Below are 21,589 nucleotides of genomic sequence, written 5' to 3' on the forward strand. Positions count from 1 at the left end.
GAAATCGAATGTCTGAATTAAAGTTACCCGTGTATGTGGTGGACGATGATGAATCGGTACGTGACTCATTGGCTTTTATGCTTGAAGGGCATGATTTTAAGGTAACTACCTTTGATGATGGGCAGGTGTTTATTGACCAAGTAGATCTGATGACTCCCGGCTGTGTGGTGCTGGATAGTCGAATGCCAATCCTTCGTGGTCAAGAAGTGCATGCCATTCTTAATCAACAACAAAGTCCACTATCCGTGATATTTTTAACTGGGCACGGTGACGTACCAATGGCGGTGGATGCCCTAAAATTAGGCGCGGTGGATTTCTTTCAAAAACCCGTTGATGGTGAGCAACTGGCTGTCGCTATTCACAAAGCAATGACGCATTCTCTAGGTCGACATGAGTACCAAGAAAATAAAAGTATGTTTGACTCTCTAACAGAAAGAGAGAGAGAGATTTTACAGCTCATAGTAAAAGGTAAACGTAATCAACAGATTGCCGATGAATTATGTGTTGCAGTGCGCACTATTGAAGTGCATCGTTCGAGTTTAATGAAAAAATGCCAAGCAAAAACCGTGGCTGATCTTGTCATGAGTTTTGCAAAGATAAAATAAGAGAGTCGTTGAAATCACTTCAATTGATTGGCTATTTTATTCATGTGTTCTTCTAAGGTATAGAGTCGTTTATATTAGTGAGTAACATAATATAAAATAGATTATTGATAATAAAAGTAATAGAATGGTGTACATTATTAATTCGAATTTGAGATAACATGCGTAATTATTTTTTCGCGATAAGCCTCAGTGTTTTTAGTGTGTGTGCCAACGCGAAAACCCTCAATATTCCAGGAAAACCTAGCGATGATAAGTTAGCGATTACCTTAGTTAAAGAAATGGTTAGCCGCAGTGATATTTATGACAATGTGCATTTTTATTATGGTGACGCGGGTGACCCACCAATTACTAAAATGACTGCCGACTTAGATCTTGGCCATATTGATATCGCATGGTCAGGAACGACAAGCCAGTTTGAACAAGAGATGAAAGCGATTTATTTTCCTATTTATCGTGGTTTATTAGGGATGCGTTTACCTATTGTCGAACGTAATAAATCATCCATGTTTAACAATGTAAACACGTGGTCTCAATTTGTTCAATATGTACCTTGTCAGGGCAAAGCATGGCCAGATACCACTATTCTTGAAGCGAATGGTTTGACGGTTGCTAAAAGTTTAAAGTACCCAAATATGTTCCCGATGCTAGAGGGCGATCGCTGTGATTACTTTCCACGTGGTGTGTTTGAACCTTTCCGTGAAGTGAAAACCCAGTCTCAATATAATTTGGTGGTTGATACTAACGTGATGCTGCGTTACAAGATGCCTTATTACCTCTTTACCAAAAAATCTAATTCAGAACTAGCAGAGCATATTAGTCAAATATTCACTGAAATGTATAACGATGGTACTTTCCAAACTATTTTCTTTGCTGACCACGAAGTACGTGAAGCAATGACTCTTGGTGGGTTATCCGATCGCGTTATTTTTGATTTAAAGAATCCAGATTTAACAGAAAGTACCAAATCAATTCCTTCTTTATATTGGTTTGATCCAATTTCAGGGCAATAAAATGAAAACAATTACCGCTAAAATTTTAACTTCATTAATCATTGTGATGGTGATCATCGCCTCATTAGTGACCGCAACAATACAGTATCGAAATAATACGCTACTTACAGCAGAATATGACTCTCATAAGGCAGAGCTTAAAGAGCAAATGCACGTTATCTTACAAGAACCTGTATTTGTGTATGATAGTACGGTGTCGCAAGCTATTATAGAATCATTCAAAAAAGATCCGGTAATCACGGCAATTAAAGTTGTTGATCAGCGTAATCAAGTGTTAGCACAATTTTCTTCTAATAAAAAAAGTGATGATAACCTGTTGGTTGATTTAGTTTGGAATGGAGAAAAAATTGGTTCTGTTGAAATGGAGTTAACCACACAACCTATAACCGACGGTTTGGTTCAAACATTCAATCAGACTTTATTTACCGTGTTATTACTTGCAGTATTGATGGCGATATCTATTATCGTGTTATTACAAAAATTAGTATTAACACCACTGAACGAAGTGAAAGATGTACTAGCAGATATCGCGGGTGGTGGTGGTAACTTAACGGCTCGTATTCCTGTGAAATCTGAAGATGAAATTGGGCAACTTGCAGGCAGTTTTAATGGTTTTATCTATACCGTTCAAGCGATAATTAAAGATATGTCTGTGGCAGCCTTGACGCTTAAAGACGTCTCTTCAACCGTTGCTGGAATTAAAGATAAAACATTAGTAAGTACTAACACACAAATGGACTTAACAACGTCATCAGTGACCAATATTGAGCAGTTGGATATTGCAACTCAAGAGATTGCCAATAGCACTGAATCAACACTTATTAAGGCTACGAAAGCGTGTAGTGTTACTGCTGAAAGCCGCACCGCAATTAAAGCAAGTATTGATAATATCAACGCGTTAGTTTCTAACTTAGAGCATACTGCAAATGAAGTATCACATTTAAAAGAGACCAGTGATAATATTGGTAGTGTTTTAGATGTTATTAAAGGCATTGCAGAGCAAACGAATTTATTAGCATTAAATGCAGCGATTGAAGCAGCACGAGCGGGCGAGACTGGTCGTGGGTTTGCAGTGGTTGCTGATGAAGTTCGTGCACTAGCAAGTAAGACACATGACTCTACGCGAGAGATTGAAACCATTATTATTAAATTACAGACTCAAGCTGAAGCTTCTTTTCAAGCGACGCAAACCAGTAAAAATATGGTGTCTGAAACGATTGAAAAATCAGAGCAAACTGGATCAGCGCTTGATCACATAGCCCTGGAAATCACGAGTATTAATGACATGATTATGGTGATTTCAAGTGCCTGTGAAGAGCAATCGAATGTAACTGCGAATGTAAGTTCGGATATGAATCATTTACGTAATGGAGCGAATGAATTAGAGCAAGACAGTCAGCAGCTTGAACATTCGATTGAGAACTTGATTGAAGTAGGTAATACCATGGTTGGACAGATTGAGCGCTTTAAGTATTAACCCAACACATAGTATATAAATAAATTATCAGCCTGTGAATGCCATGTTCATGGGCTGTATCAATACCAATAATCACTAGCCATGCACTCAAGCTACTTTCCTGCATAATTGATTCAATGAATAATCTCAGTATTACTTGATTCTATGACTTCACAATAACCAATATTACTATATAAATTCTCGTCAATTTCTTGCCAATTAATGAATCTACACCATTGCTTCTAGCTTTATCTGTTATAATTATCGTTTCGACATAACAGACTTTCATGCTGTTTAATTATTATTAATTTCAATAGATATTCAATTATTATGCGTAGATTTTTTGTATTTATGATGTTTCTTAGCCCGCTGATGTCTGAAGCAAAAGTGCTTGAATTTTGGAGTGCTTTTGGTGACAACGTCGATACTAAATTAGCTCAAGAGTTTGAAGCGAGAACGGGGAACCAATTAATCGTCCGCAAGTTTTCTATTGATGAAATGAAGGCGGAGCTGTTACTGGCCTCGCGTTCTAAAAATTATATGCCAGATGTTGCATGGGTACCTTCTGATTTTTTAGGACTACATGAATTTATAGGATTGAAGCCAATTCCAGAACACTGGATTAACATAAAACAGCTGGAAGATGCTGCAAAACAAAGTGCTATTGTTGACAATGAATATATGGGCTTGCCTCTGTTTCTGGGTAATCATTTGATGTTATTTTATGATAAAAATAACATCAAAACACCAATCACTCAGTGGGAACAACTACAGTTACTATCAGAGCAAGAACCAACAAAAACACACATTACTTTTAGTGTGAGAAATATGTATTATTTCTCGGCATTTTTTAGTCTATTTCATCCTGACATTCCTCTTGATCAGATTAAATTTGATGATGAAAGAAGTGTCGATGCATTACGATTATTTTATGATTTTGCCAACCTTAACCATATTGGTACAAATTGTGATAGCAGCTGTAGCCGTCAGCGATTTATTGATGGGCAAGCGTCATATTTAATTGATGGTGATTGGGCTGTTAGTGATTTACTTGATGTCTTTGGTGATGATCTTGGAGTTATTTCTTTACCTAGCTATAAAGGTAAACCAATGAAATCATTATCAGGAGGTAAAATTTTGATAATGACTAAAGCAGGCTATCAAAATCCAGAAAAAAGAGAAATGATCCAACAGTTAATTGAATTGGCTCAAGATAAGGAATTTTTAACGCTACTTATTAATGAGCATCAATATATCTCAGCTTCTGTTGAAGTAAACCGAGCATCAATATCTCCGGATAAAAATATTATGTATTTAGTTTACCAGCAGTACCTTCTTTCCCAACCGATGCCTACAAGTTTACGAGTGTCTTTTATTTGGGAAGCATTAGCAAGGGGGGCCGCACGTCATGTAGATGGAATGCCTGAAGAGCAGACTATGAAATATATCGAAAACTTAATAGAACGATTTTCTAAGAAGGTGGAGGAGCAATGATTTCTCGCCCATTTTTAAGTCTACGTAAAGTATTTACTTACGTACTATTATTTACAGCATTAGCCCCATTACTATTTATTAGTCACTTTTTAACCAATAGTATCGGTCAAACATTATTAGATCAAAAAGAGCAACAGGTTCAAAATGCTGTATCGACAATAGCACAGGAAATTGTAACTGAATTTGATCGGATTCAGCAGAGTTTGAATTGGCTTTCTCGTGATAGGTTTAATATCCAAGCACTTGAAAATATTCTTTATTCTAGCGTTGTTACGCATAACCTTACTCGGTTTAGTGAGTTGTCTAATTTGATTAATAGTGTCTATATATTAAATGATGATTGGGAGCCATTGTATGACCTATATGGCCGTCCATATCATTTTGAAAATAGTCAGTTATTAAAAGAGATTAGTAAAGATAAGTCAATCTATGAAAAAGGATCAACTGAAGCTCGGTTTTATACTGAACCCAATCTAATAAAAGGAATGTCGTCTTCACGTGGTGTCGCTTTGATCACTCCGATGTTGGCGTATAATTTAGAAGGTGCGGGGCGATATCGGGCTTCTGGTTATGTAGTCGTACTAATTTCATTTGATACTATTGAAAAGCACTTTCAACACTTTCTGTTACAGGATGAAAGTTTTAATGTTAATCAACATATTGGTTCTAGCTTGATAAGGAGTTCGGTGACGGATAGAGATGATATTATTACAGACAATAATGATGCATTAGACCGATTGTTTATTTTAAATAATCCATTTTTCTCATCACCATTAAAACTAGATATTTCTTATCGATTTTCTGATATTGCTCGTTTGAAAGAGATGAAATCAACACTAGTTGCTCTATTTAGTGTTATCGGTTGGACATTTATTACCGTATTGTTCATTGCTATGGGGATCAGCCGTTGGCTCTCTAGAGAGCTTTTTGAAATGCAAGATACAATAGTTGCTTATGCTTTAAATAAATCACCGAAAGAAAAAAAATACCAATTTACTGAATTTGATCGAATGGCTGTAGTGTTAAATAAAATGAGCATAACAATTCAGAGTCAACTTTTTGAATTGAAGTCAAAAAATACCGAATTGAATGCATCTAAAGGTTTAATTGAATTAAATAATGAGAAGCTATCCAACTTTAATCAAGAGCTTGAAATACAAGTTAAAAAACAAACCTCATTAATTCGTGATGCGCTATTTCGTGAAGAGTTAAATAAGAACAATTTAGCTGCGGTTATTGAGTTTGGAACTGAGTATAAATCTCTTGATTTTCATGAGGTCCCTCATACTGTAGAGCTGCAATTATCTCAACTTTTCCCTCACACTGAGTGGGCGCTACGATTTGCGCCATTAGGTGAGCATTTAGGTATTCAAATCAACTCAAGTGAAGATAAATTATTAGCAAGTTTACGCTTTGTATCAACCCCTGAGCTTGAAGAGCAAGTGCTTGTGTTTGAGCTTTTTGTTAAGCAACTCTCTTCTTGGTTAGAGCTTGCTGATATCGCTAGAACTGATTCTTTATTATCATGTGGAAACAGAAAAGCATTTAATGAAGATTTACTGAGCTTCCAAAAGCGCTTTAGAGATTCTGAAGTCAATTGGAATTTTGGTTTATTTATCTTTGATGTGAATGGATTAAAAGCCATCAATGATAAGCACGGACACTATTTAGGTGATGAGCTAATTAGAGTGACGGGCAATAATATTTCTAATTTATTACTTGATAATATGAAGTTTTATCGTATTGGTGGTGATGAATTTGCATTATTAGCCAAAAATACGACAACAAAAGAGTGTGAACTATTCTTTGAACAGCTACAAAAAAACCAACAAAATTTGAAGTATTTAGATAATAGAGGTGAAGCTTATCTAGCGCATTATTCTATTGGTTGGTCATGCTCAGATAGCACGGAACTTATTGATATGTTTCGTGTATCTGATGAGCTAATGTACCAATATAAAAGAGCGTATTACCTGAAAAAATAAGTAGTTTCTAGGCTAGCTTTGTGATTTTGTATGTGCGTATTTATTTATGTTAACCATTTCTTATGCGCTAATGCTTGAGTGAACCATGCACATGCATTTCCTTTGTTATCTTTATGCCAAGCAATAAATAAAGGAGGATTGACTCTTGCCACTGTACACTCTTTCTCGATTAATTCTCTTGAATCTAAATAGGGTTGGATTAAATGTCTAGGCAAAAAACCAACCCCAACGCCAGCCAGTTGTGCTTGGATTTTTGCTTGCATGGTTTGGAATCGAATACGACGTTTACTTTTAAATAACCCAGTGTCTCTAGTCGGTAATAAAATAGAGGAATCAGAGACTATTAATGAAGGGTATTGCAATAAATCACTTGCTTCGATAGGACGCTTAAGTTGAGCTAGTGGATGGTGTTGTGCAACGGAAAAAACGAAAGTTCACACGACCAATCTCTGTGATTTGATACTCGCCTTTAGGTAAGTCATCTGAAACACCAATGGCAATATCTGCTCGATTACTGTGCAATGCATCCCAACCACCACTCAGAGATTCTTCTGAAATTGTGATACTAGTGCCATGTTCTAATTTATTGAACTCATTTAGAGTATCAAGTAAAGGATTTAATGGAACTATTGTATCTCGTGAAATGGTGATCTCTCGTTCCCATCCCGAATCTAGCTCTTTTACTGCGGACTCAAGTCTATCAGTTGCAATTAATATTTCTCGCCCTTGCTCTAGAATCAACTTACCTGCAGAGGTCAATTGGGCTTTCTGTTTTGAGCGATCAAACAAAACTACATTAAGGTCATCTTCGAGCTTTTTAATGGTATAAGTGAGTGCAGAAGGGACTTTAAATAAGGACTTAGCTGCAGCTGCAAAACTGCCTTTTCTATCAATGGCATCTAATGCTCTTAGTGCATCAAGCGTGATGGGTGATTGCATGATATTCCTTATTGTAGATGTATTGATTTGTAATATGACAGAATAGGATGAATTCTAGACCTCTTACCCTACCATGCCTATTTATATATTCAAAAAAATTGAACTATAAGCTCAAATACTTCCAATTTTCTTTATGAACTGATTATCTATACTGATTAGCAACGACAGAGGGAACTCCTCTTACATTGAATTTTGGTAAGGAAATAAAATGAAACAGAAAATTGAGCAACTACTAGCTTCAAATGCAGGTTTTAACACATTAGCACTTCGTATTCCTGTTGGTATTATCTTCATGGCACATGGTGCTCAAAAACTATTTGCGTGGTTTGGTGGTTATGGTTTAGCTGGCACTGGACAATTCTTTGAATCTATTGGACTAGCACCGGGTGTTGCAATGGCATTTTTAGCAGGCAGTGCTGAGTTTTTTGGTGGCCTATTTATTATTCTTGGTTTATTGACTCGACCATCGGCCTTTGTATTGGCGTTTACTATGTTGATTGCGATTGTAAGCGTTCACTTACCTAATGGATTGTTTATGTCTAATGGTGGTTATGAGTTTGGTTTAGCACTATTGGCAGCGAGTGTTTCTTTGATGTTATCTGGTGGCGGTAAAGTGGCTGTAGATAGTTGGTTAGCAGCTCGACTATCTGTACAAAAGTAACTTTCAGTTAGTTATGGGTAGTAGACAAAGGGGAAGAAGATGTTTGAATTAAGAAAAGCGAATGAGCGTGGTAGTGCAAATTTTGGCTGGTTGAATGCAAAACATACCTTCTCCTTTGGTCACTACTATGATGTGAGTTACATGGGTTTTGGTCCTTTACGAGTGATTAATGAAGATCGAGTTAAGCCTGAAGGTGGCTTTGCAACCCATGGTCATGAAAATATGGAAATCTTAACCGTTGTGTTGTCAGGTGCAATTGCTCACAAAGACAGCATGGGACAAAGTGAGAAACTTGTACCTGGTGAATATCAGCTGATGTCGGCAGGGGCAGGGGTTCAACACAGTGAGTTTAATCCCTCTTCAAATGAAGAATTGCACTTATTGCAAATATGGTTACAACCAAATGTATTTAATGGTAAGCCGAGCTATCAACAGAAGGCTTTCTCTCAAGAGCAAGGCTTTGTAGATATAGCAACGCCAACAGCTAGTGGAGATTCATTTTTAATTAAACAAGATGCAGTTATAAAACAACTTATTTTAGAACCAAATACTCAGCAATCACTTTCTATCGAGTTAAGTAATAAGGTCTTTGTACAAAGTATTAATGATGAATTATCGGTCGGTAAGACGGAACTAAACTCTGGTGATGGGCTTAAAATAACTCAAGAATCAGAATTATTATTTAGCAATAACAGTTCAGAGAAGGTTAAGGCTATCGTTTTTATTATGTAACTGTCTTTATTATGCATCCAAGCTAGCTAAAGCAGTCGATTATTTACTGATAATCAACTGCTTTACAAATTGACATTATTTCTATTTACTAGCCATAACGTCAAGATTTGAATGATGCTCTTTTAGATAGTCGATTAAGCTTAGTGGTTTAGCGATAGCATAGCCTTGGGCATAATCTATACCAGCTTCACGCAGCAGAGGAATATGTTCTTCGGACTCAACAAACTCAGCAACCGTAGCTAACTTCATACCTTGAGCAACCTGACTCATTGCTTTTACTATCGTATTGTCAATATTACTTTGTGTGATATTACGAACAAAAGATCCATCAATTTTCAATATATCAATAGGAAGTCGACGTAAATAGTCAAAACTAGCGTACCCTGTTCCAAAGTCATCTAACGCAATTTTACATCCATATTCTCTTAGTTTTTGAATAGTGGTAAAAGCGGCTTCTTCATTGTTTATTGCACTACTTTCTGTTATTTCAAAACATATTTTACTTAGGTCAATATTATATTTTTTTGCCTCTGTTAAAATAAACGGAGCTATTGAATGTGTGTTTAATGCTTGTGCTGTTAAATTTATTGAGCACCGACCCAGTGAATCCCAGTGAGAAATAAATTCGTTTAACGTTTTAAATGTCTCTTTTATTACCCATCGGTCAAGTTCTGTTTCTAATCCAAATTCAGTAATTGATGGAAAAAATTCCGCAGGTGTTAAATTAGCTTTACTTTTTTTGTCTTGGGATAAACGAATAAGAACTTCAAAATATGCAGGTGCTGTCGAGTTATTTAGGTTTAGATAGGGCTGACACACGAGAACAAATTTATTTTCTTTAAATGCCATTTGTATGCGGCTTAATTTATTCAGTTTATGATCTTCATTTTCATCTATGGTAATCCAATTAATATCACTACCGTGAGTATGAGTCTCTGATGGTGTGCAAAGACTTGATAATGTGAGGTTTATATCAACATGCTTATCAAGTTTGGTACAAATTATTTTATGGCTGATTAGATTGAAGGTCTCATGCTTCCATTTAAACTTAAATAGATGAAGTGAATTTACAAGTGCATTGATATCCAATTTAGATGTGTTATCGGTAGGGAATACATATAAAAGCCCAGGGCAAGATCACGAATGTTTTTTAATCAATTAAACGATCGATTTGACGATCAGATTTACCTGTGATCATATACCTCCTTTAACGAGGAGAATTCGATGCACATTGACCATTTTAAAGAACACTTTCATGAAATAACAGACCAAAGACAAGGTGCAAAAGTAACCTATTGCCTTTTTGAAGTTCTATTCGGCTCAATGTGTGCTGTTATTGCAGGAGCAAAAGGCTGGTTTGATATTAGAGAATACATTCTTGGTCATCACGCTTGGTTTGAACGTAATGGTATGTTTTTAAATGACATTCCTGTCGATGATACGATTGCTAGGATTGTTTCAAATATTGAACCAGAGCAATTTCATCAATGCTTCGTCTCTTGGATGTCTTCAGTGCATTCTTTAACTCAAGGCCAAGTCGTTGCTATTGATGGCAAGACACTTCGTGGCTCTTATGATCGAGACGACCGCTCAAGTACTATCCATATGGTGAGTGCTTACGCCTCTTCAAACAAATTGGTTTTAGGGCAGTTAAAAACAGAGCAAAAAAGTAATGAAATAACAGCTATTCCAGAGCTTATTAAGATGCTTGATATTAAAGGCGCATTAGTGACTATTGATGCCATGGCATGCCAAACGGCAATAGCCAAAGTCATAATAGATAAGGGCGCAGACTACTTATTAGCAGTAAAAAACAATCAAGGCTCGCTACGCAAATCTGTTGAAAAAGCATTTTCAAATCAACGCTCTACAGTAAACAAACTCATTAACCTTGAGCAAGGTCATGGCCGTATTGAATCACGTCAAAGTTATGTATTACCAAGTACAGCTCTAGAAGGTAACTTTTCTCGTTGGAAAGGCTTAAAAAGTATCATCATGATTGAAAGCTTTCGTGCCATTAAAGGAAAACAGCCCAGTCTAGAATATCGTTATTACATTAGCTCAAAAGAATTAAGTGCAGAGCAAGCAGCAGTGGCGGTCAGAGAGCATTGGGGGATCGAATCAATGCACTGGGTACTCGATGTCAGCATGAATGAAGATGCTTGCTCTATATTCAAAGATAATGGTGCCGAAAACCTTTCCTGCTTACGACACATGAGCTTGAACATGCTCAGAGCTGAGCCCACAAAACTGAGTATCGTGGGTAAACAAAAGCGATGCATGATGAATACTTCAATGCTTGAATCTGTTTTAACGGCAGGTTTTTTCTCAGAGGTTAAAATTTAACCACTCATGCGGTTGCCCTGTATAAAAGCCCCTGTGAAAAAGGGGGTAAATAAGCCTTTCCTTTATTTTTCTTTAGTAAGATTATAAATTTTGCTAAGCGTTTAATTAAGTGTATTTTACCTTCAAAACCTAAAGCTTTTAATTTATTAACCATCTCGTGAATATCAATAAATAGAACCGTATTACCATGATTATTCTCAATGTCACTTTTAAATTGTGACATTGATAGTAACCCTGTATATGGATCTAAACGTTCTTTTTGTATGGTGTTCTCAAGAGTGTAATGGTTCTTAATAGCTTGAACTGTAAGTAATAAAATAAATGTAACAATGGAGAAAAGTACCGTTATCATACTATAAAAAGTTTCTTCACTAATTAATTGTGAATTAATACTTGATATTCCATTGTGAGTAGCCAAAAGGCAACTAATTATAGTTATAATATAAGGTTCAATTATTCCAAATCGACCAACGCCGAGTGCAACAATAGGGACAATTAATAAAGAAAGTGTATTTATTGTCATTAAATTTGTTGTGAAAAACATACTTATTAATAGTACGGTACAGCTGATCGCCCATAAATAATGTAGACGTGTTTTTACTGTGTCTTTTTTCATCGAAAGATCAATCTCTAGATATTTCTTTCTAAGTTTAGGGTCAATGAAGCCAAATAAAAGATAAAAAAGAGGCGTTAAAAGTAATTGTGAAATAGCCCCTGCTAATACAGAGTAAGAGAGGAAGTTAGGTCTACCGATAAATGGATAGCCTAGTATATCACTGATAAAAATCATTGAGAGTGTGTTAATTAGAGGTAGGAAGAGACCAATAACTACAGTGTAGAAAGAAGCTCTTAACATGTAATCTTCATGATTTAAACGTGTATTAATAAGCTGATATAAGGTAACAAAGACGTAGTTTGATAAGGGCAAAAAGAAAGAGAAGGTGGCTGCTATATGTAAAGGTCGTTCGGAAATAAAGATATAGTGATATAACAAGGCCACAATAATGCTCGGAACGACTTTAAATCCATAGCGGATTAAAGCAGCGACAACAAATGCTGATGTGAATGAGATAACATGAACACGATCAATATCGGATGCAAAAAAAACAGACAGTCGCATGCTCAATAACGTTAAGGTAATGATAGATAAATAGAATATTATCTCAGTAGCCAAACTTTTTTTGGTTTGCATTTTTAAGTAGCCTGTTTTTTATTACATAACGTTTCAATTAATGGGGTATTGTACCATAAAGTAAGTCTTTAGAAAATTGCATGGCTTTAGCTTAATTCTTTAGTTTGCTTTTAGGTAATCTCCTAGTTCCTTCCCATCATCTTGATTACCCAAATAGTATAGCATGGTTGTAATCGTTTAAAAATTAATCATATAGAGTGTGTTTTTATTTATATAATGTTACGCACTCGACAAAAAAACAAATAAGTTCACAATCGAGCGCTCGAATGCTCATTTTGTTTGTTTGTGTCACATTTATGAAATGTTCTTAAGGTTATTATCCTCATATCTTCTAACACGTAAAATAGGTTAAACAATGAAAACACTAATAGCGCATCGTGGAATGTCTTCCCTGGCACCTGAAAATACACTTTCCGCTTTTTCATTATGTAAAGATCATGGTGTTCAGTGGTTTGAATGTGATGTTGATATTCTACAAGATGGCACAGTGATTATTTCTCATGATGATACATTAGATCGCTGCACTGATAAAAGTGGTCGCTTATGTGACATTAGCAATGCTGATTTGTCTTCTATTGATGCAGGTAGTTGGTTTAGTGATGATTATATTGATGAGCGTTTACCTACAGTTCAACAATTAATCGCAATGGCAAACGAAAAAGAACTTAACTTAAATATTGAGATTAAGTCATGTTCAGCAAGTGCGAAGTTGAGCCATTTATTAATTGATAATTTGATCATTGCTCTTAAAGAATTAGCCCCAGAGAGAGAGCTGATTATTTCAAGTTTTAACCACCTTGTACTATCAGAGTTTAAGCGCAAAAGCCCTCAAACTAAAATTGCGTGTTTGTTTGAAAGCCATAACTTATGGGATGACTGGAATTCAATTATTGAATGGTGTGAAGCCGATTATATTCACCCTGAAGAGAAAGGTTTGACTCGTGAAATGGTACAAAAATTCAAAGCATCAGGCATTAAAGTCAATGTTTGGACTGTGAATGATTTAGCTCGTGCAAACGAACTGTTTAATTGGGGAGTTGATGGTATTTGTACTGATATAGCACATCAATTTCCATCGAAATACAAAGCTAGAAAATAATAATTACAATATTAAAAACAATAACGTGAAAGGATACCCGCTATGAACTTATTTGAAAAAATAGGGTTTACCAGTCGAAACCAACTATTTGGCTTCTTCTCAGTCGTGATGTCAGGACAGATCATTTACTCTGCTTTTGAGGCATTTAAAGGCACATTCTACAATTTACTTTTAGAAGTACTTCAAATAGACAATACCCAAATGGGGATCTTGTTTACGCTGATTGGTTCGGCAATGTTCTTCTATATTCCTGCTGGCTGGGTCAACAACCGTTTTTCTGTAAAATCCATTTTAATGACCAGCTTAGCAATACGTTTTTTAAGTATGATGGGGATCATTTTCTTAGAACCTGGCTTTAGTGTACTGGTTGTGATTGCTGGGCTTTGGGGCTTAGTTGATGCGGCATTCTGGCCTGCAGTTGTGAATGGTGTGACATTAATGTCAGGCGATAAAAACAAAGGCATGGCGTTTGGTTTGTTAGAGTCTGTGCGACGCGCAGCTGAAATGAGTATGAATGCGGTGATCGTTGGTATCATGGCATTGGTTGGCGGTTCAATCCTTGTATTCCAAGGCGCGATTGTTTTCTATACACTATTAATTCTTCCTATGATTTTCTGTGTATGGAAATTTGTACCAGATAACCACATGGAAATTAAACAAGGTGAAAGTAAAAATAAAGAAGCGTTAAAAGGACTGCTTCATGTATTGAAAATGCCAACAGTATGGTTAGCTGCAATTACTTCTCTGACGGTATATTGGATTTACATTACTTTGATTTACACAGTGCCTTACCTACAAGCGGTATTTGGGTTATCGACAGCACAAGCGGCTATCTTCGGCATTATTAATACAGGTGCGATGGGCGTAGTTGCTGGTTTGGTTGCGGGCTCTATTGCTGATTTCGTATTTAAATCGTCGATCAAAATGATGTTTTTTGCACTAGCTTTAACAGCGGTTTGTTTAGGTGTGACAATCGCACTGCCTAAAACGGAAGGTATGTTAATGATGAACATGGTGCTGCTAATGTGTTTCTCATTTAGCATCTTCTTAGCAAAAGGTATCATTCTAGCGCCAGTAGCCGAAGCAGGTGTGCCAAAAGATTATAGTGGCTCTGCAATGAGTGTTGGTTCGTTTGCGGCTTACGCTTCTGTGTTCTGGGCTTATGCATTAAATGGTTGGATCATCGACACTTACCCTGCGATTGAAGCTTACCAAATGATCTTTGGTATTGGTTTAACTGTAGCGGTACTTGGTATGGTGTGTTCACTGATCTTGATTTCACTGAAAAAGAAAAACAGTGGTAATGACCAAGATGAAAAGTTAGTTGAATCAGAAGCCTAGTAATTCAGAACAAAGCGAATCAGAATTAACAACAGTTTAGCATTAAATAAAAACCCCAGAGTATGTAAGTGTTCTGGGGTTTTATTTGTTAGATTCCTTGAGTGGCGAACGTAATGTAAATAATTAAACGTTTAACACAAACTCTTCAATCACTTTAGCAACACCGTGATCATTATTACTGACGGTAATATGGTTCGCAATTTCTTTGATATCATCAGTCGCATTCGCCATTGCAACACCAAGTCCTGCATATTTAATCATGTGCCAGTCATTGCCTGCATCGCCCATGCAAATAACTTCATCTGCACTAATACCAAGGTGATCCGCTAATGCTTTTACGCCCACACCCTTATTGCTGTTTGGGTTTAAGAATTCTAAGAAGAAAGGGGCACTTTGCACAATAGTAAATTGTTCGTATAACTCTGCTGGCAGCTGTTTAATCGCAGCAGAAAGCAGTTCTGGCTCATCAATCATCATGGCTTTCATGATTTGCTCGTCATCTGCGAGTTCTTCAAAATCAATCACTGTAATTGGCATACCAGTGATGCTAGATTCATGTTCTGTGTAATGATTTAACTGTGGGGTGATTAAGCCTTTTTCTTGAGAGAAAGCGTGGATATGAACACCTAATTTTTTGGCTAGCTTAGCAATAGTTTTTGCATCATCACCAGTAATGATTTGACTACGGATCACTTCTTCGCTTTTTACTTTTTGAACTAATGATGCATTGTAACTAAGAACGTAATCGTCCTCTGTTGTCATGCCTAGCTCTTCAAGTTGTGGTTTCATGCCATTTAACGGACGACCAGAGGCCAATACAACCACAACCCCTTTTTCACGAGCTGTTGCAATTGCGGCTTTGTTTTCCGCTGAGATTTGCTTATCAGAGTTAAGCAGAGTGCCGTCCATATCCAGTGCGATCAGTTTATACATTATATAGTTACCATTGGATTAAAAATTCTATCTGGTAGCTTACCTGATTTTTATGAAAAAAATACTATATACTGTGGCTGATTTTCACTACCGATATAAGAGTCATGAAATTAAGTTCTCGTTTAGATACCATCAAAAATAAAGTCACAAAGCATTACGATCATATTTGGGATTGCTGCTGCGATCATGGTCAATTAGGCGTTGCATTATTGGCTTCACAACCAAAGAGTGTGATTCACTTTGTTGATGTCGTGGATGAGTTGATGGTTGAGCTTGAAAGTCAGCTTCAAAAACACGCATCGGCGATTCAACCTCAGTGGAAAGTGCATTGTATGGATGTCGCTAAATTACCATTAGTGGAGAATAAAAAGAATCTGATTATTATCGCTGGTGTTGGTGGTGATTTATTGATTGAGTTGGTTCGTTCTATTCAATTACGTAATAGTGACACTGAATTGGAGTTTATCCTTTGTCCTGTTCTGCATAACTATATGGTTAGGAGTGACCTGATAAAGATGGGCTTTGGATTGATTTCAGAAACTTTGCTTAAAGAGAATAAACGTTTTTATGAAGTACTGCATGTTAGTAATCAAACGCCTAAAATGCTTACGGCGGTTGGAAGTGAAATGTGGAATTTGTCTGATGGTGATCATCAAGAGTATCTAAATAAGACTATTTCACATTATCAGCGAATGGAAGCTAACCCTAGGTGTATGGATAGGGTTAGCGAGTTGTATGAAAGCTTGATGTTCGAAAATAGCAATTAATTATTTAATTCGTATTTATTTAAAAAACTTTGAAATGGAACTGGTTTGGCTACAAAAAAACCTTGAAAATAGGTTATACCTAATTCTTTTAGTAATTTACATTGTTCTTCTGTTTCAACAAATTCGGCTACGGTTTCTTTATTCATATCTAAACAAAAGTTATTGATGGCTTTGACTATCGAGTAGTCACTTTCATTTCGTTCAATATTTTTAATGAACTCTCCATCAAACTTGATTATGTCATAAGGCAGGTTTTTTAAATAATTAAAACCAGAACACCCTGAACCAAGGTCATCAATCGCAATTTTTACCCCTCGTTTTTTTAGTCCAATAATGTTGGACATATAAATATTTGAATCTAAAGAAATTTCACTTTCTGATATTTCAAAACAATATTTTTCAGGAATAACAGAAAACTCTGTAAATAGTAAATCTATTTTTTCTAAAAATACATCACTCGATAAGCTTTGTGTTGATATATTTAAGGATATGTAGCCAACTTTACTTAAATCAAGGTTGTTAGTATTTATTAATGAAAATGTTTTTTCTAGTACAATGAAATCTAGTTTCATAAAAAGAGAAAATTTACTCATCATAGGGAAATATTTATAAATACTTTCAATTTTATCTTTATGAACGACTCGGGTTAATATTTCACCATATAAGTGGTCGCTAAAGTTTGATTGGTACTGTTGAAAATGTATAGATATATAATCATCTGATATCAATGACTTAGAGTATATGGTTTCTTCTATCTTGCAATCTATAATATCACTTTCAATCCATAATGGTGTATTGTTAATAGATGTACTATCGCATAGTTTTGAAATACTATCTACAAGTGAACTATTACTAAGTAGGTTAATTTTCATTCCCTTAATATTTATATTGTCAATATTTAAAATATTGTTACTAACGGTAACTTCGATATTGGAAACTATATCATTTATTTTATTCAATAAAGTTTCATTATGTACATTATCTATATCTTCTGAAAAAGATAAAATAAGGCCAGAGGAGTTAGGTGAAAGGTATGAATTTACAAGGTAGTAATTTTCAAGCACGACTTTCACTTTATTATAAATTGATATTTTATCTTTGAATTTCAATCCAATATAAGAAGAAAAGAAATCTTGAAAATTAATCTCTATTAATATTAAATTATTCTTATTTTTGCAGTCATCCAGTAAGCAATTTATATTATTTATTAGTGTGACAGGGTCTCTACTTAATATTTTATTCTTGTTTTTTAATAGTGAATTATAAAAAGTTCCCTTTATTAATAATAGGAATAAAAAGAAATTTATTACAACTAAAAATAGTAATGATGAGTTGAATTCATATATTGATATTATCCCATTATTAAGCTGTTCACATTTACCTATATATATTCCGATTGAAACTATTGCACAAATTAACCATGGTTCTAATCGTCCTTTAAATCCGATTATGAACCCAATAGATGGAACGAATAAGAATAAAATTAATTCTTTATACTGTTCTGATGGGTAAAGTAAATAAAGTATAAAAACAAGGGTGAATGGTATGTAGTAAAAAATTTCTAATTTTGGCGTTGATAATTTAATCTTGTTGTTATTTAAGTAATATTCAGAAATTATAAAAAATATAGGTGTAATGCTAAGAGAGTTTAGAACATCTGAAAAATACAAACTGATCAGGGCCCCATCCATTGAGAAAATATTTAAATCTATAACCCAAATATGAGATAGCAGGTAGTAAAATAAATTATATACTATTGGGAGTGCAACTACATAGACTATCATATAATTTAATTCATTATTGTTAATATTTATCTTGTTTAAGTGTTTGAATACTATTGATGATACAAATGAAATAAATAGTGATGAAAGTAAACAAAAGAATGAAAACTTATCATTGATTAAGAAATATGGATCATAGTAAATTATGAATGAAATCAATATTGATGGTACATACTTTAAGCCACTATAATTAATTAAAGTAATGATTAAAGAGTGAACTAAAAAAATATAATAAACATTGTATTCCACTATAAAGAAAAATGAGGATAGCTCATACATGAGAATAGATAAAATAAATATAATTATACTTTTATACAAATGATTCACAATAATCCCAAGCCAGTTAGTTTTTTATAGTGTACATGAAACCGGCTTAAATAAAACACCATTCTGAAAATTTTCAATGTTAATTAACTTGTTGTTTTTAATGTTTTTTGAACGGTATTTTTTATAATTTCATTGAATTTAAAGCTTAAAAACAAAAAATTAACGCCGTTATTTTTCTTTGGTAATTAACATATATCTACATATGGTTAATGGTTTAGGTGTAATGAGTTTACATATCTTAAGGTATTGTTTACTTCAGGATGAAAAGGAATGGATTTTATCCTTTATACAGGTACTTACAGTTTCTATATGTGGAAGTCTTTAATAGGAAAAGAATATGGAGAAGCATGACAGCTTTAAGATTTATTTATCACTATAAAACGAATAAATCAGTATGTACGTACCCATTTATTAAAAGTAGGGTGCAACTTTAAGAAACTGTCATGCTGTAAATTTTATTATGAAGCGTAATTCATAATATATAGTAGAGAGGTTGTTGATATCACAACCCACAAGCTAACACCAAAGATCAATGGCTTTGCGCCTGCTGCTTTGATTTTTTCAATCGAAATTCCACAGCCGATAAAGAATAAGCACAATACCAATAGCTTTTTCGATAGTTCAAAAATACCCTCATAAACCACATGAAACTGCGGTAAGTTATCACTAATTAAAATAGCGAAGCAATAGAAAAGGATGAAGTAAGGGATCGTGATTTTTTTACTGTTGCTACGAAAAAGTAGAGCACTAATAAAGGCAACAGGAACAATCCATAATGCACGTGCTAATTTAAGCGTTGTTGCGGTTTTTAACGCTTCTTCGCCGTATGCTGAGGCGGCACCAACCACGGATGAAGTATCGTGAATCGCAATAGCTGCCCAAGTACCAAAGGCGTGTTGGCTTAGCTCTAATGCATGTCCAATGACAGGGAAAATAAAGAGTGCAATTGAGTTCAATACAAATACGGTAGCTAAAGCAAGACCTGTAGATTCTTCATCAGCATTAATCGCAGGGGCAACTGCAGCAATAGCGCTACCGCCACAAATCGCAGTACCAGATGCGATCAAATGCCCAGTCACTTTATCAAGTTTCATGAGTCGAGCGAGCACCCAACCCAGAACTAATGTACCAACAATCGTTGATAAAATGATACCAATCCCATTTGACGTTGCTTCTACCGCCTCATTTAGTTGAATACCAAATCCTAAGCCAACGATAGAGTAAGCCAATAATTTTTTAGTGACTTTACCAAGTGCAAAAGTAGTAGGTACAAAACCAAAACTTGCTAGAGCAAACCCCATAACTAAAGCGGTTGGTGAACTAACCCAAGGTGTTAGAGTTAATAGTGCTGCTAGGTAAAAAGGAAAGAAACGCTGTAAATGGGGTTTATTAAAAGTCATGTTCATTATTCATAGAGACAGGAAGGGCAAAGATATCACTTTTATCTTGTTTAGTAAGTTTAATAATTCAATATATGAGGTTAAATAAACCTTAACATAAGTAAGGGTTTTTGTAGTGGCATAGTGAATTTGGCCACCTAATTAGAAATGATATAATCATTTCAGAATTAAATAGGTGTACATAATGACAAAACGTCCAAGAAAGAACTATAGCGCAACATACAAGTTAGAAGCCGCTCAGTTAGTCATTGAGCAAGGATACTCAATTACTGAAGCTTCCCAGGTTATGAACGTAAGTAAATCCGCGATGACTAAGTGGGTTCAGCAGCTAAAAGATGAGTTAAGTGGAGTGATGCCAGCGGCATCTCCCATCACTCCCGAACAAATAGAAATTCGCGAGTTAAAAAAGTAAACTTGCTCGTCTCGAGGAGCATAATGAAATACTAAAAAAGGCTACGGCTCTGTTGATGTCAGACTCACTGAACAATTCGCATTAATAGATAAACTCAGGCAGAGCCACAGTATAAGCATTCTTTGTGAAACCTTTGGTATTCATCGGAGTAGTTATAAGTATTGGAAGGCAAAACCAAGAAATATTGACGGTGAATTATTAGAGCTATACTCAGAAGTTAAAGAAGTACATCGCATTAGTAATGGCTCTGCTGGGGCGAGAAGTATAGCAAAAATGGTATCCCAAAGAGGGATACCACTTAGCCGCTATCGTGCGACTAAGTTAATGAAATTGCTTAATTTAGTAAGCACGCAAATACCGAAGCATAATTATAAGAAAGCGGATCATGAGAGTATTATTGCCCCTAATTTATTGAAACGACAATTTGACGTTAAGCAACCAAATCAAATTTGGTGTGGTGATGTCACTTACATTTGGATTGGTACAAGGTGGGCTTATTTAGCTGTTGTTATTGACCTATTTTCACGAAAACCGATTGGTTGGTCATTGTCACTTTCACCTGATAGTAACCTTACAGCGAAAGCACTTTCAATAGCGTATGAATTACGAGGAAAACCATCAAATGTCATGTTCCATAGCGATCAAGGTTGCCACTATACAAGTTTAAAGTTCAGGCAAAAATTATGGCAATATCAAATAACTCAAAGCATGAGTCGTCGTGGTAATTGCTGGGATAATAGTCCAATGGAAAGATTCTTTAGAAGTTTAAAAAGTGAATGGGTTCCTAAGAATGGATATAAAAGTTTTGCTGAAGCAAAACATTCAATAACCAAATATATAATTGGTTACTTCAGTAATATCAGGCCTCATCAGCACAATGATGGATTACCACCTAACCTTGCAGAGCAACAATATTGGTTAGAATATAAAACGGTGGCCAGTTTTACTTGACCACTACATTTGGGAATGGGGAATAACGCAGTGTAATAGACTGGTTTTATTCAAAATAACAGTAAACTTAAGAGACTTATACTCTTATAAATTTAATGCTAATCGGTATACTTTTTAAACAAAGGGAAATGATAAAAATAAGCTAGGTAGAAGATCCC

At 35.3% G+C, this 21,589-nt stretch carries 18 protein-coding genes and 1 pseudogene; 12 read left to right on the plus strand and 7 right to left on the minus strand.

Annotated elements, in window-relative coordinates; all coding sequences use genetic code 11:
- The first annotated feature begins 8 nt into the window (after nt 1–8).
- From ACU5DF_RS06460 to ACU5DF_RS06480, 5 genes are all read left to right on the plus strand, one after another.
- Nucleotides 9–605 carry a response regulator transcription factor gene (locus ACU5DF_RS06460; RefSeq protein ID WP_446712249.1) on the plus strand — a complete coding sequence of 199 codons (597 nt, stop codon included), beginning with the start codon at nt 9–11 and terminating at the stop codon, nt 603–605.
- A 158-nt stretch (nt 606–763) separates the two neighbouring features.
- Nucleotides 764–1,615, plus strand: coding sequence for a transporter substrate-binding domain-containing protein (locus ACU5DF_RS06465; RefSeq protein ID WP_446712250.1), 852 nt, complete (start codon nt 764–766; stop codon nt 1,613–1,615).
- A gap of 1 nt (nt 1,616) precedes the next feature.
- Nucleotides 1,617–3,092: a methyl-accepting chemotaxis protein gene (locus tag ACU5DF_RS06470; protein ID WP_446712251.1), complete on the plus strand. Its 1,476-nt coding sequence runs from the start codon at nt 1,617–1,619 to the stop codon at nt 3,090–3,092.
- Nucleotides 3,093–3,401: 309 nt separating this feature from the next.
- Nucleotides 3,402–4,565 carry a sugar ABC transporter substrate-binding protein gene (locus tag ACU5DF_RS06475; RefSeq protein WP_446712252.1) on the plus strand — a complete coding sequence of 388 codons (1,164 nt, stop codon included), beginning with the start codon at nt 3,402–3,404 and terminating at the stop codon, nt 4,563–4,565.
- Complete coding sequence (locus ACU5DF_RS06480) at nt 4,562–6,550, plus strand: GGDEF domain-containing protein (RefSeq protein WP_446712253.1); 1,989 nt, start codon at nt 4,562–4,564, stop codon at nt 6,548–6,550. Before ACU5DF_RS06475 ends, ACU5DF_RS06480 begins: the two co-directional genes overlap by 4 nt.
- Nucleotides 6,551–6,594: 44 nt before the next feature.
- Here the strand turns inward: ACU5DF_RS06480 and ACU5DF_RS06485 are convergent, their stop codons facing one another.
- Nucleotides 6,595–6,930: a LysR substrate-binding domain-containing protein gene (locus tag ACU5DF_RS06485; protein ID WP_446712489.1), complete on the minus strand. Its 336-nt coding sequence runs from the start codon at nt 6,928–6,930 to the stop codon at nt 6,595–6,597.
- A 7-nt stretch (nt 6,931–6,937) separates the two neighbouring features.
- On the minus strand, nt 6,938–7,489 hold the full coding sequence (locus tag ACU5DF_RS06490; RefSeq protein ID WP_446712254.1) for a LysR family transcriptional regulator: 552 nt from the start codon (nt 7,487–7,489) through the stop codon (nt 6,938–6,940).
- A gap of 208 nt (nt 7,490–7,697) precedes the next feature.
- Here ACU5DF_RS06490 and ACU5DF_RS06495 point away from each other — a divergent pair, with 208 nt between their 5' ends.
- On the plus strand, nt 7,698–8,150 hold the full coding sequence (locus tag ACU5DF_RS06495; RefSeq protein ID WP_045104315.1) for a DoxX family protein: 453 nt from the start codon (nt 7,698–7,700) through the stop codon (nt 8,148–8,150).
- Between the two features lie 39 nt (nt 8,151–8,189).
- Nucleotides 8,190–8,882 carry a pirin family protein gene (locus ACU5DF_RS06500; RefSeq protein ID WP_446712255.1) on the plus strand — a complete coding sequence of 231 codons (693 nt, stop codon included), beginning with the start codon at nt 8,190–8,192 and terminating at the stop codon, nt 8,880–8,882.
- A gap of 81 nt (nt 8,883–8,963) precedes the next feature.
- Here ACU5DF_RS06500 and ACU5DF_RS06505 read toward each other — a convergent pair whose 3' ends face one another.
- Nucleotides 8,964–9,971, minus strand: coding sequence for an EAL domain-containing protein (locus tag ACU5DF_RS06505; protein ID WP_446712256.1), 1,008 nt, complete (start codon nt 9,969–9,971; stop codon nt 8,964–8,966).
- 135 nt (nt 9,972–10,106) lie between these two features.
- On the opposite strand from ACU5DF_RS06505, the gene ACU5DF_RS06510 reads away from it, so the two are divergent.
- Entirely contained in the window at nt 10,107–11,228 is a 1,122-nt protein-coding gene (locus ACU5DF_RS06510) for an ISAs1 family transposase (RefSeq protein WP_446711344.1), read from the plus strand.
- A gap of 4 nt (nt 11,229–11,232) precedes the next feature.
- On the opposite strand, the gene ACU5DF_RS06515 is transcribed toward ACU5DF_RS06510, so the two are convergent.
- Nucleotides 11,233–12,420, minus strand: a complete 1,188-nt coding sequence (locus ACU5DF_RS06515) for a hypothetical protein (RefSeq protein ID WP_446712257.1) — start codon at nt 12,418–12,420, stop codon at nt 11,233–11,235.
- Nucleotides 12,421–12,775: 355 nt separating this feature from the next.
- Between ACU5DF_RS06515 and ACU5DF_RS06520 the strand changes: the two genes are divergently transcribed.
- Together ACU5DF_RS06520 and ACU5DF_RS06525 are read left to right on the plus strand one after the other, a co-directional pair.
- Entirely contained in the window at nt 12,776–13,519 is a 744-nt protein-coding gene (locus ACU5DF_RS06520; protein ID WP_045104312.1) for a glycerophosphodiester phosphodiesterase family protein, read from the plus strand.
- Between the two features lie 42 nt (nt 13,520–13,561).
- On the plus strand, nt 13,562–14,860 hold the full coding sequence (locus ACU5DF_RS06525; protein ID WP_446712258.1) for an MFS transporter: 1,299 nt from the start codon (nt 13,562–13,564) through the stop codon (nt 14,858–14,860).
- 123 nt (nt 14,861–14,983) lie between these two features.
- Here the strand turns inward: ACU5DF_RS06525 and yidA are convergent, their stop codons facing one another.
- Entirely contained in the window at nt 14,984–15,793 is an 810-nt protein-coding gene (yidA, locus tag ACU5DF_RS06530; RefSeq protein WP_446712259.1) for a sugar-phosphatase, read from the minus strand.
- A gap of 104 nt (nt 15,794–15,897) precedes the next feature.
- On the opposite strand from yidA, the gene ACU5DF_RS06535 reads away from it, so the two are divergent.
- The gene (locus ACU5DF_RS06535; protein WP_446712260.1) at nt 15,898–16,560 is read left to right on the plus strand and encodes a tRNA (adenine(22)-N(1))-methyltransferase; all 663 of its coding nucleotides are present in this window, start codon (nt 15,898–15,900) and stop codon (nt 16,558–16,560) included.
- Here ACU5DF_RS06535 and ACU5DF_RS06540 read toward each other — a convergent pair.
- A complete protein-coding gene (locus ACU5DF_RS06540; RefSeq protein ID WP_446712261.1) occupies nt 16,557–18,344 on the minus strand; it encodes an EAL domain-containing protein in 1,788 nt (595 codons plus the stop codon). The two genes, ACU5DF_RS06535 and ACU5DF_RS06540, sit on opposite strands and share 4 nt — an antisense overlap.
- Nucleotides 18,345–19,126: 782 nt before the next feature.
- Nucleotides 19,127–20,068 carry a YeiH family protein gene (locus ACU5DF_RS06545; RefSeq protein WP_446712262.1) on the minus strand — a complete coding sequence of 314 codons (942 nt, stop codon included), beginning with the start codon at nt 20,066–20,068 and terminating at the stop codon, nt 19,127–19,129.
- Between the two features lie 184 nt (nt 20,069–20,252).
- Between ACU5DF_RS06545 and ACU5DF_RS06550 the strand changes: the two are divergent.
- A pseudogene (locus ACU5DF_RS06550) lies at nt 20,253–21,431 on the plus strand (IS3 family transposase).
- Nucleotides 21,432–21,589 lie beyond the last annotated feature (158 nt).

The organism is Aliivibrio wodanis (assembly GCF_052920805.1).

Coding starts and splice junctions, on each gene's coding strand:
- ACU5DF_RS06460 (WP_446712249.1), top strand. CDS start 9: ATGTCTGAATTAAAGTTACCCGTGTATGTGGTGGACGATGATGAATCG.
- ACU5DF_RS06465 (WP_446712250.1), top strand. CDS start 764: ATGCGTAATTATTTTTTCGCGATAAGCCTCAGTGTTTTTAGTGTGTGT.
- ACU5DF_RS06470 (WP_446712251.1), top strand. CDS start 1,617: ATGAAAACAATTACCGCTAAAATTTTAACTTCATTAATCATTGTGATG.
- ACU5DF_RS06475 (WP_446712252.1), top strand. CDS start 3,402: ATGCGTAGATTTTTTGTATTTATGATGTTTCTTAGCCCGCTGATGTCT.
- ACU5DF_RS06480 (WP_446712253.1), top strand. CDS start 4,562: ATGATTTCTCGCCCATTTTTAAGTCTACGTAAAGTATTTACTTACGTA.
- ACU5DF_RS06490 (WP_446712254.1), bottom strand. CDS start 7,489: ATGCAATCACCCATCACGCTTGATGCACTAAGAGCATTAGATGCCATT.
- ACU5DF_RS06495 (WP_045104315.1), top strand. CDS start 7,698: ATGAAACAGAAAATTGAGCAACTACTAGCTTCAAATGCAGGTTTTAAC.
- ACU5DF_RS06500 (WP_446712255.1), top strand. CDS start 8,190: ATGTTTGAATTAAGAAAAGCGAATGAGCGTGGTAGTGCAAATTTTGGC.
- ACU5DF_RS06510 (WP_446711344.1), top strand. CDS start 10,107: ATGCACATTGACCATTTTAAAGAACACTTTCATGAAATAACAGACCAA.
- ACU5DF_RS06515 (WP_446712257.1), bottom strand. CDS start 12,420: ATGCAAACCAAAAAAAGTTTGGCTACTGAGATAATATTCTATTTATCT.
- ACU5DF_RS06520 (WP_045104312.1), top strand. CDS start 12,776: ATGAAAACACTAATAGCGCATCGTGGAATGTCTTCCCTGGCACCTGAA.
- ACU5DF_RS06525 (WP_446712258.1), top strand. CDS start 13,562: ATGAACTTATTTGAAAAAATAGGGTTTACCAGTCGAAACCAACTATTT.
- yidA (WP_446712259.1), bottom strand. CDS start 15,793: ATGTATAAACTGATCGCACTGGATATGGACGGCACTCTGCTTAACTCT.
- ACU5DF_RS06535 (WP_446712260.1), top strand. CDS start 15,898: ATGAAATTAAGTTCTCGTTTAGATACCATCAAAAATAAAGTCACAAAG.
- ACU5DF_RS06540 (WP_446712261.1), bottom strand. CDS start 18,344: ATGATAGTCTATGTAGTTGCACTCCCAATAGTATATAATTTATTTTAC.
- ACU5DF_RS06545 (WP_446712262.1), bottom strand. CDS start 20,068: ATGACTTTTAATAAACCCCATTTACAGCGTTTCTTTCCTTTTTACCTA.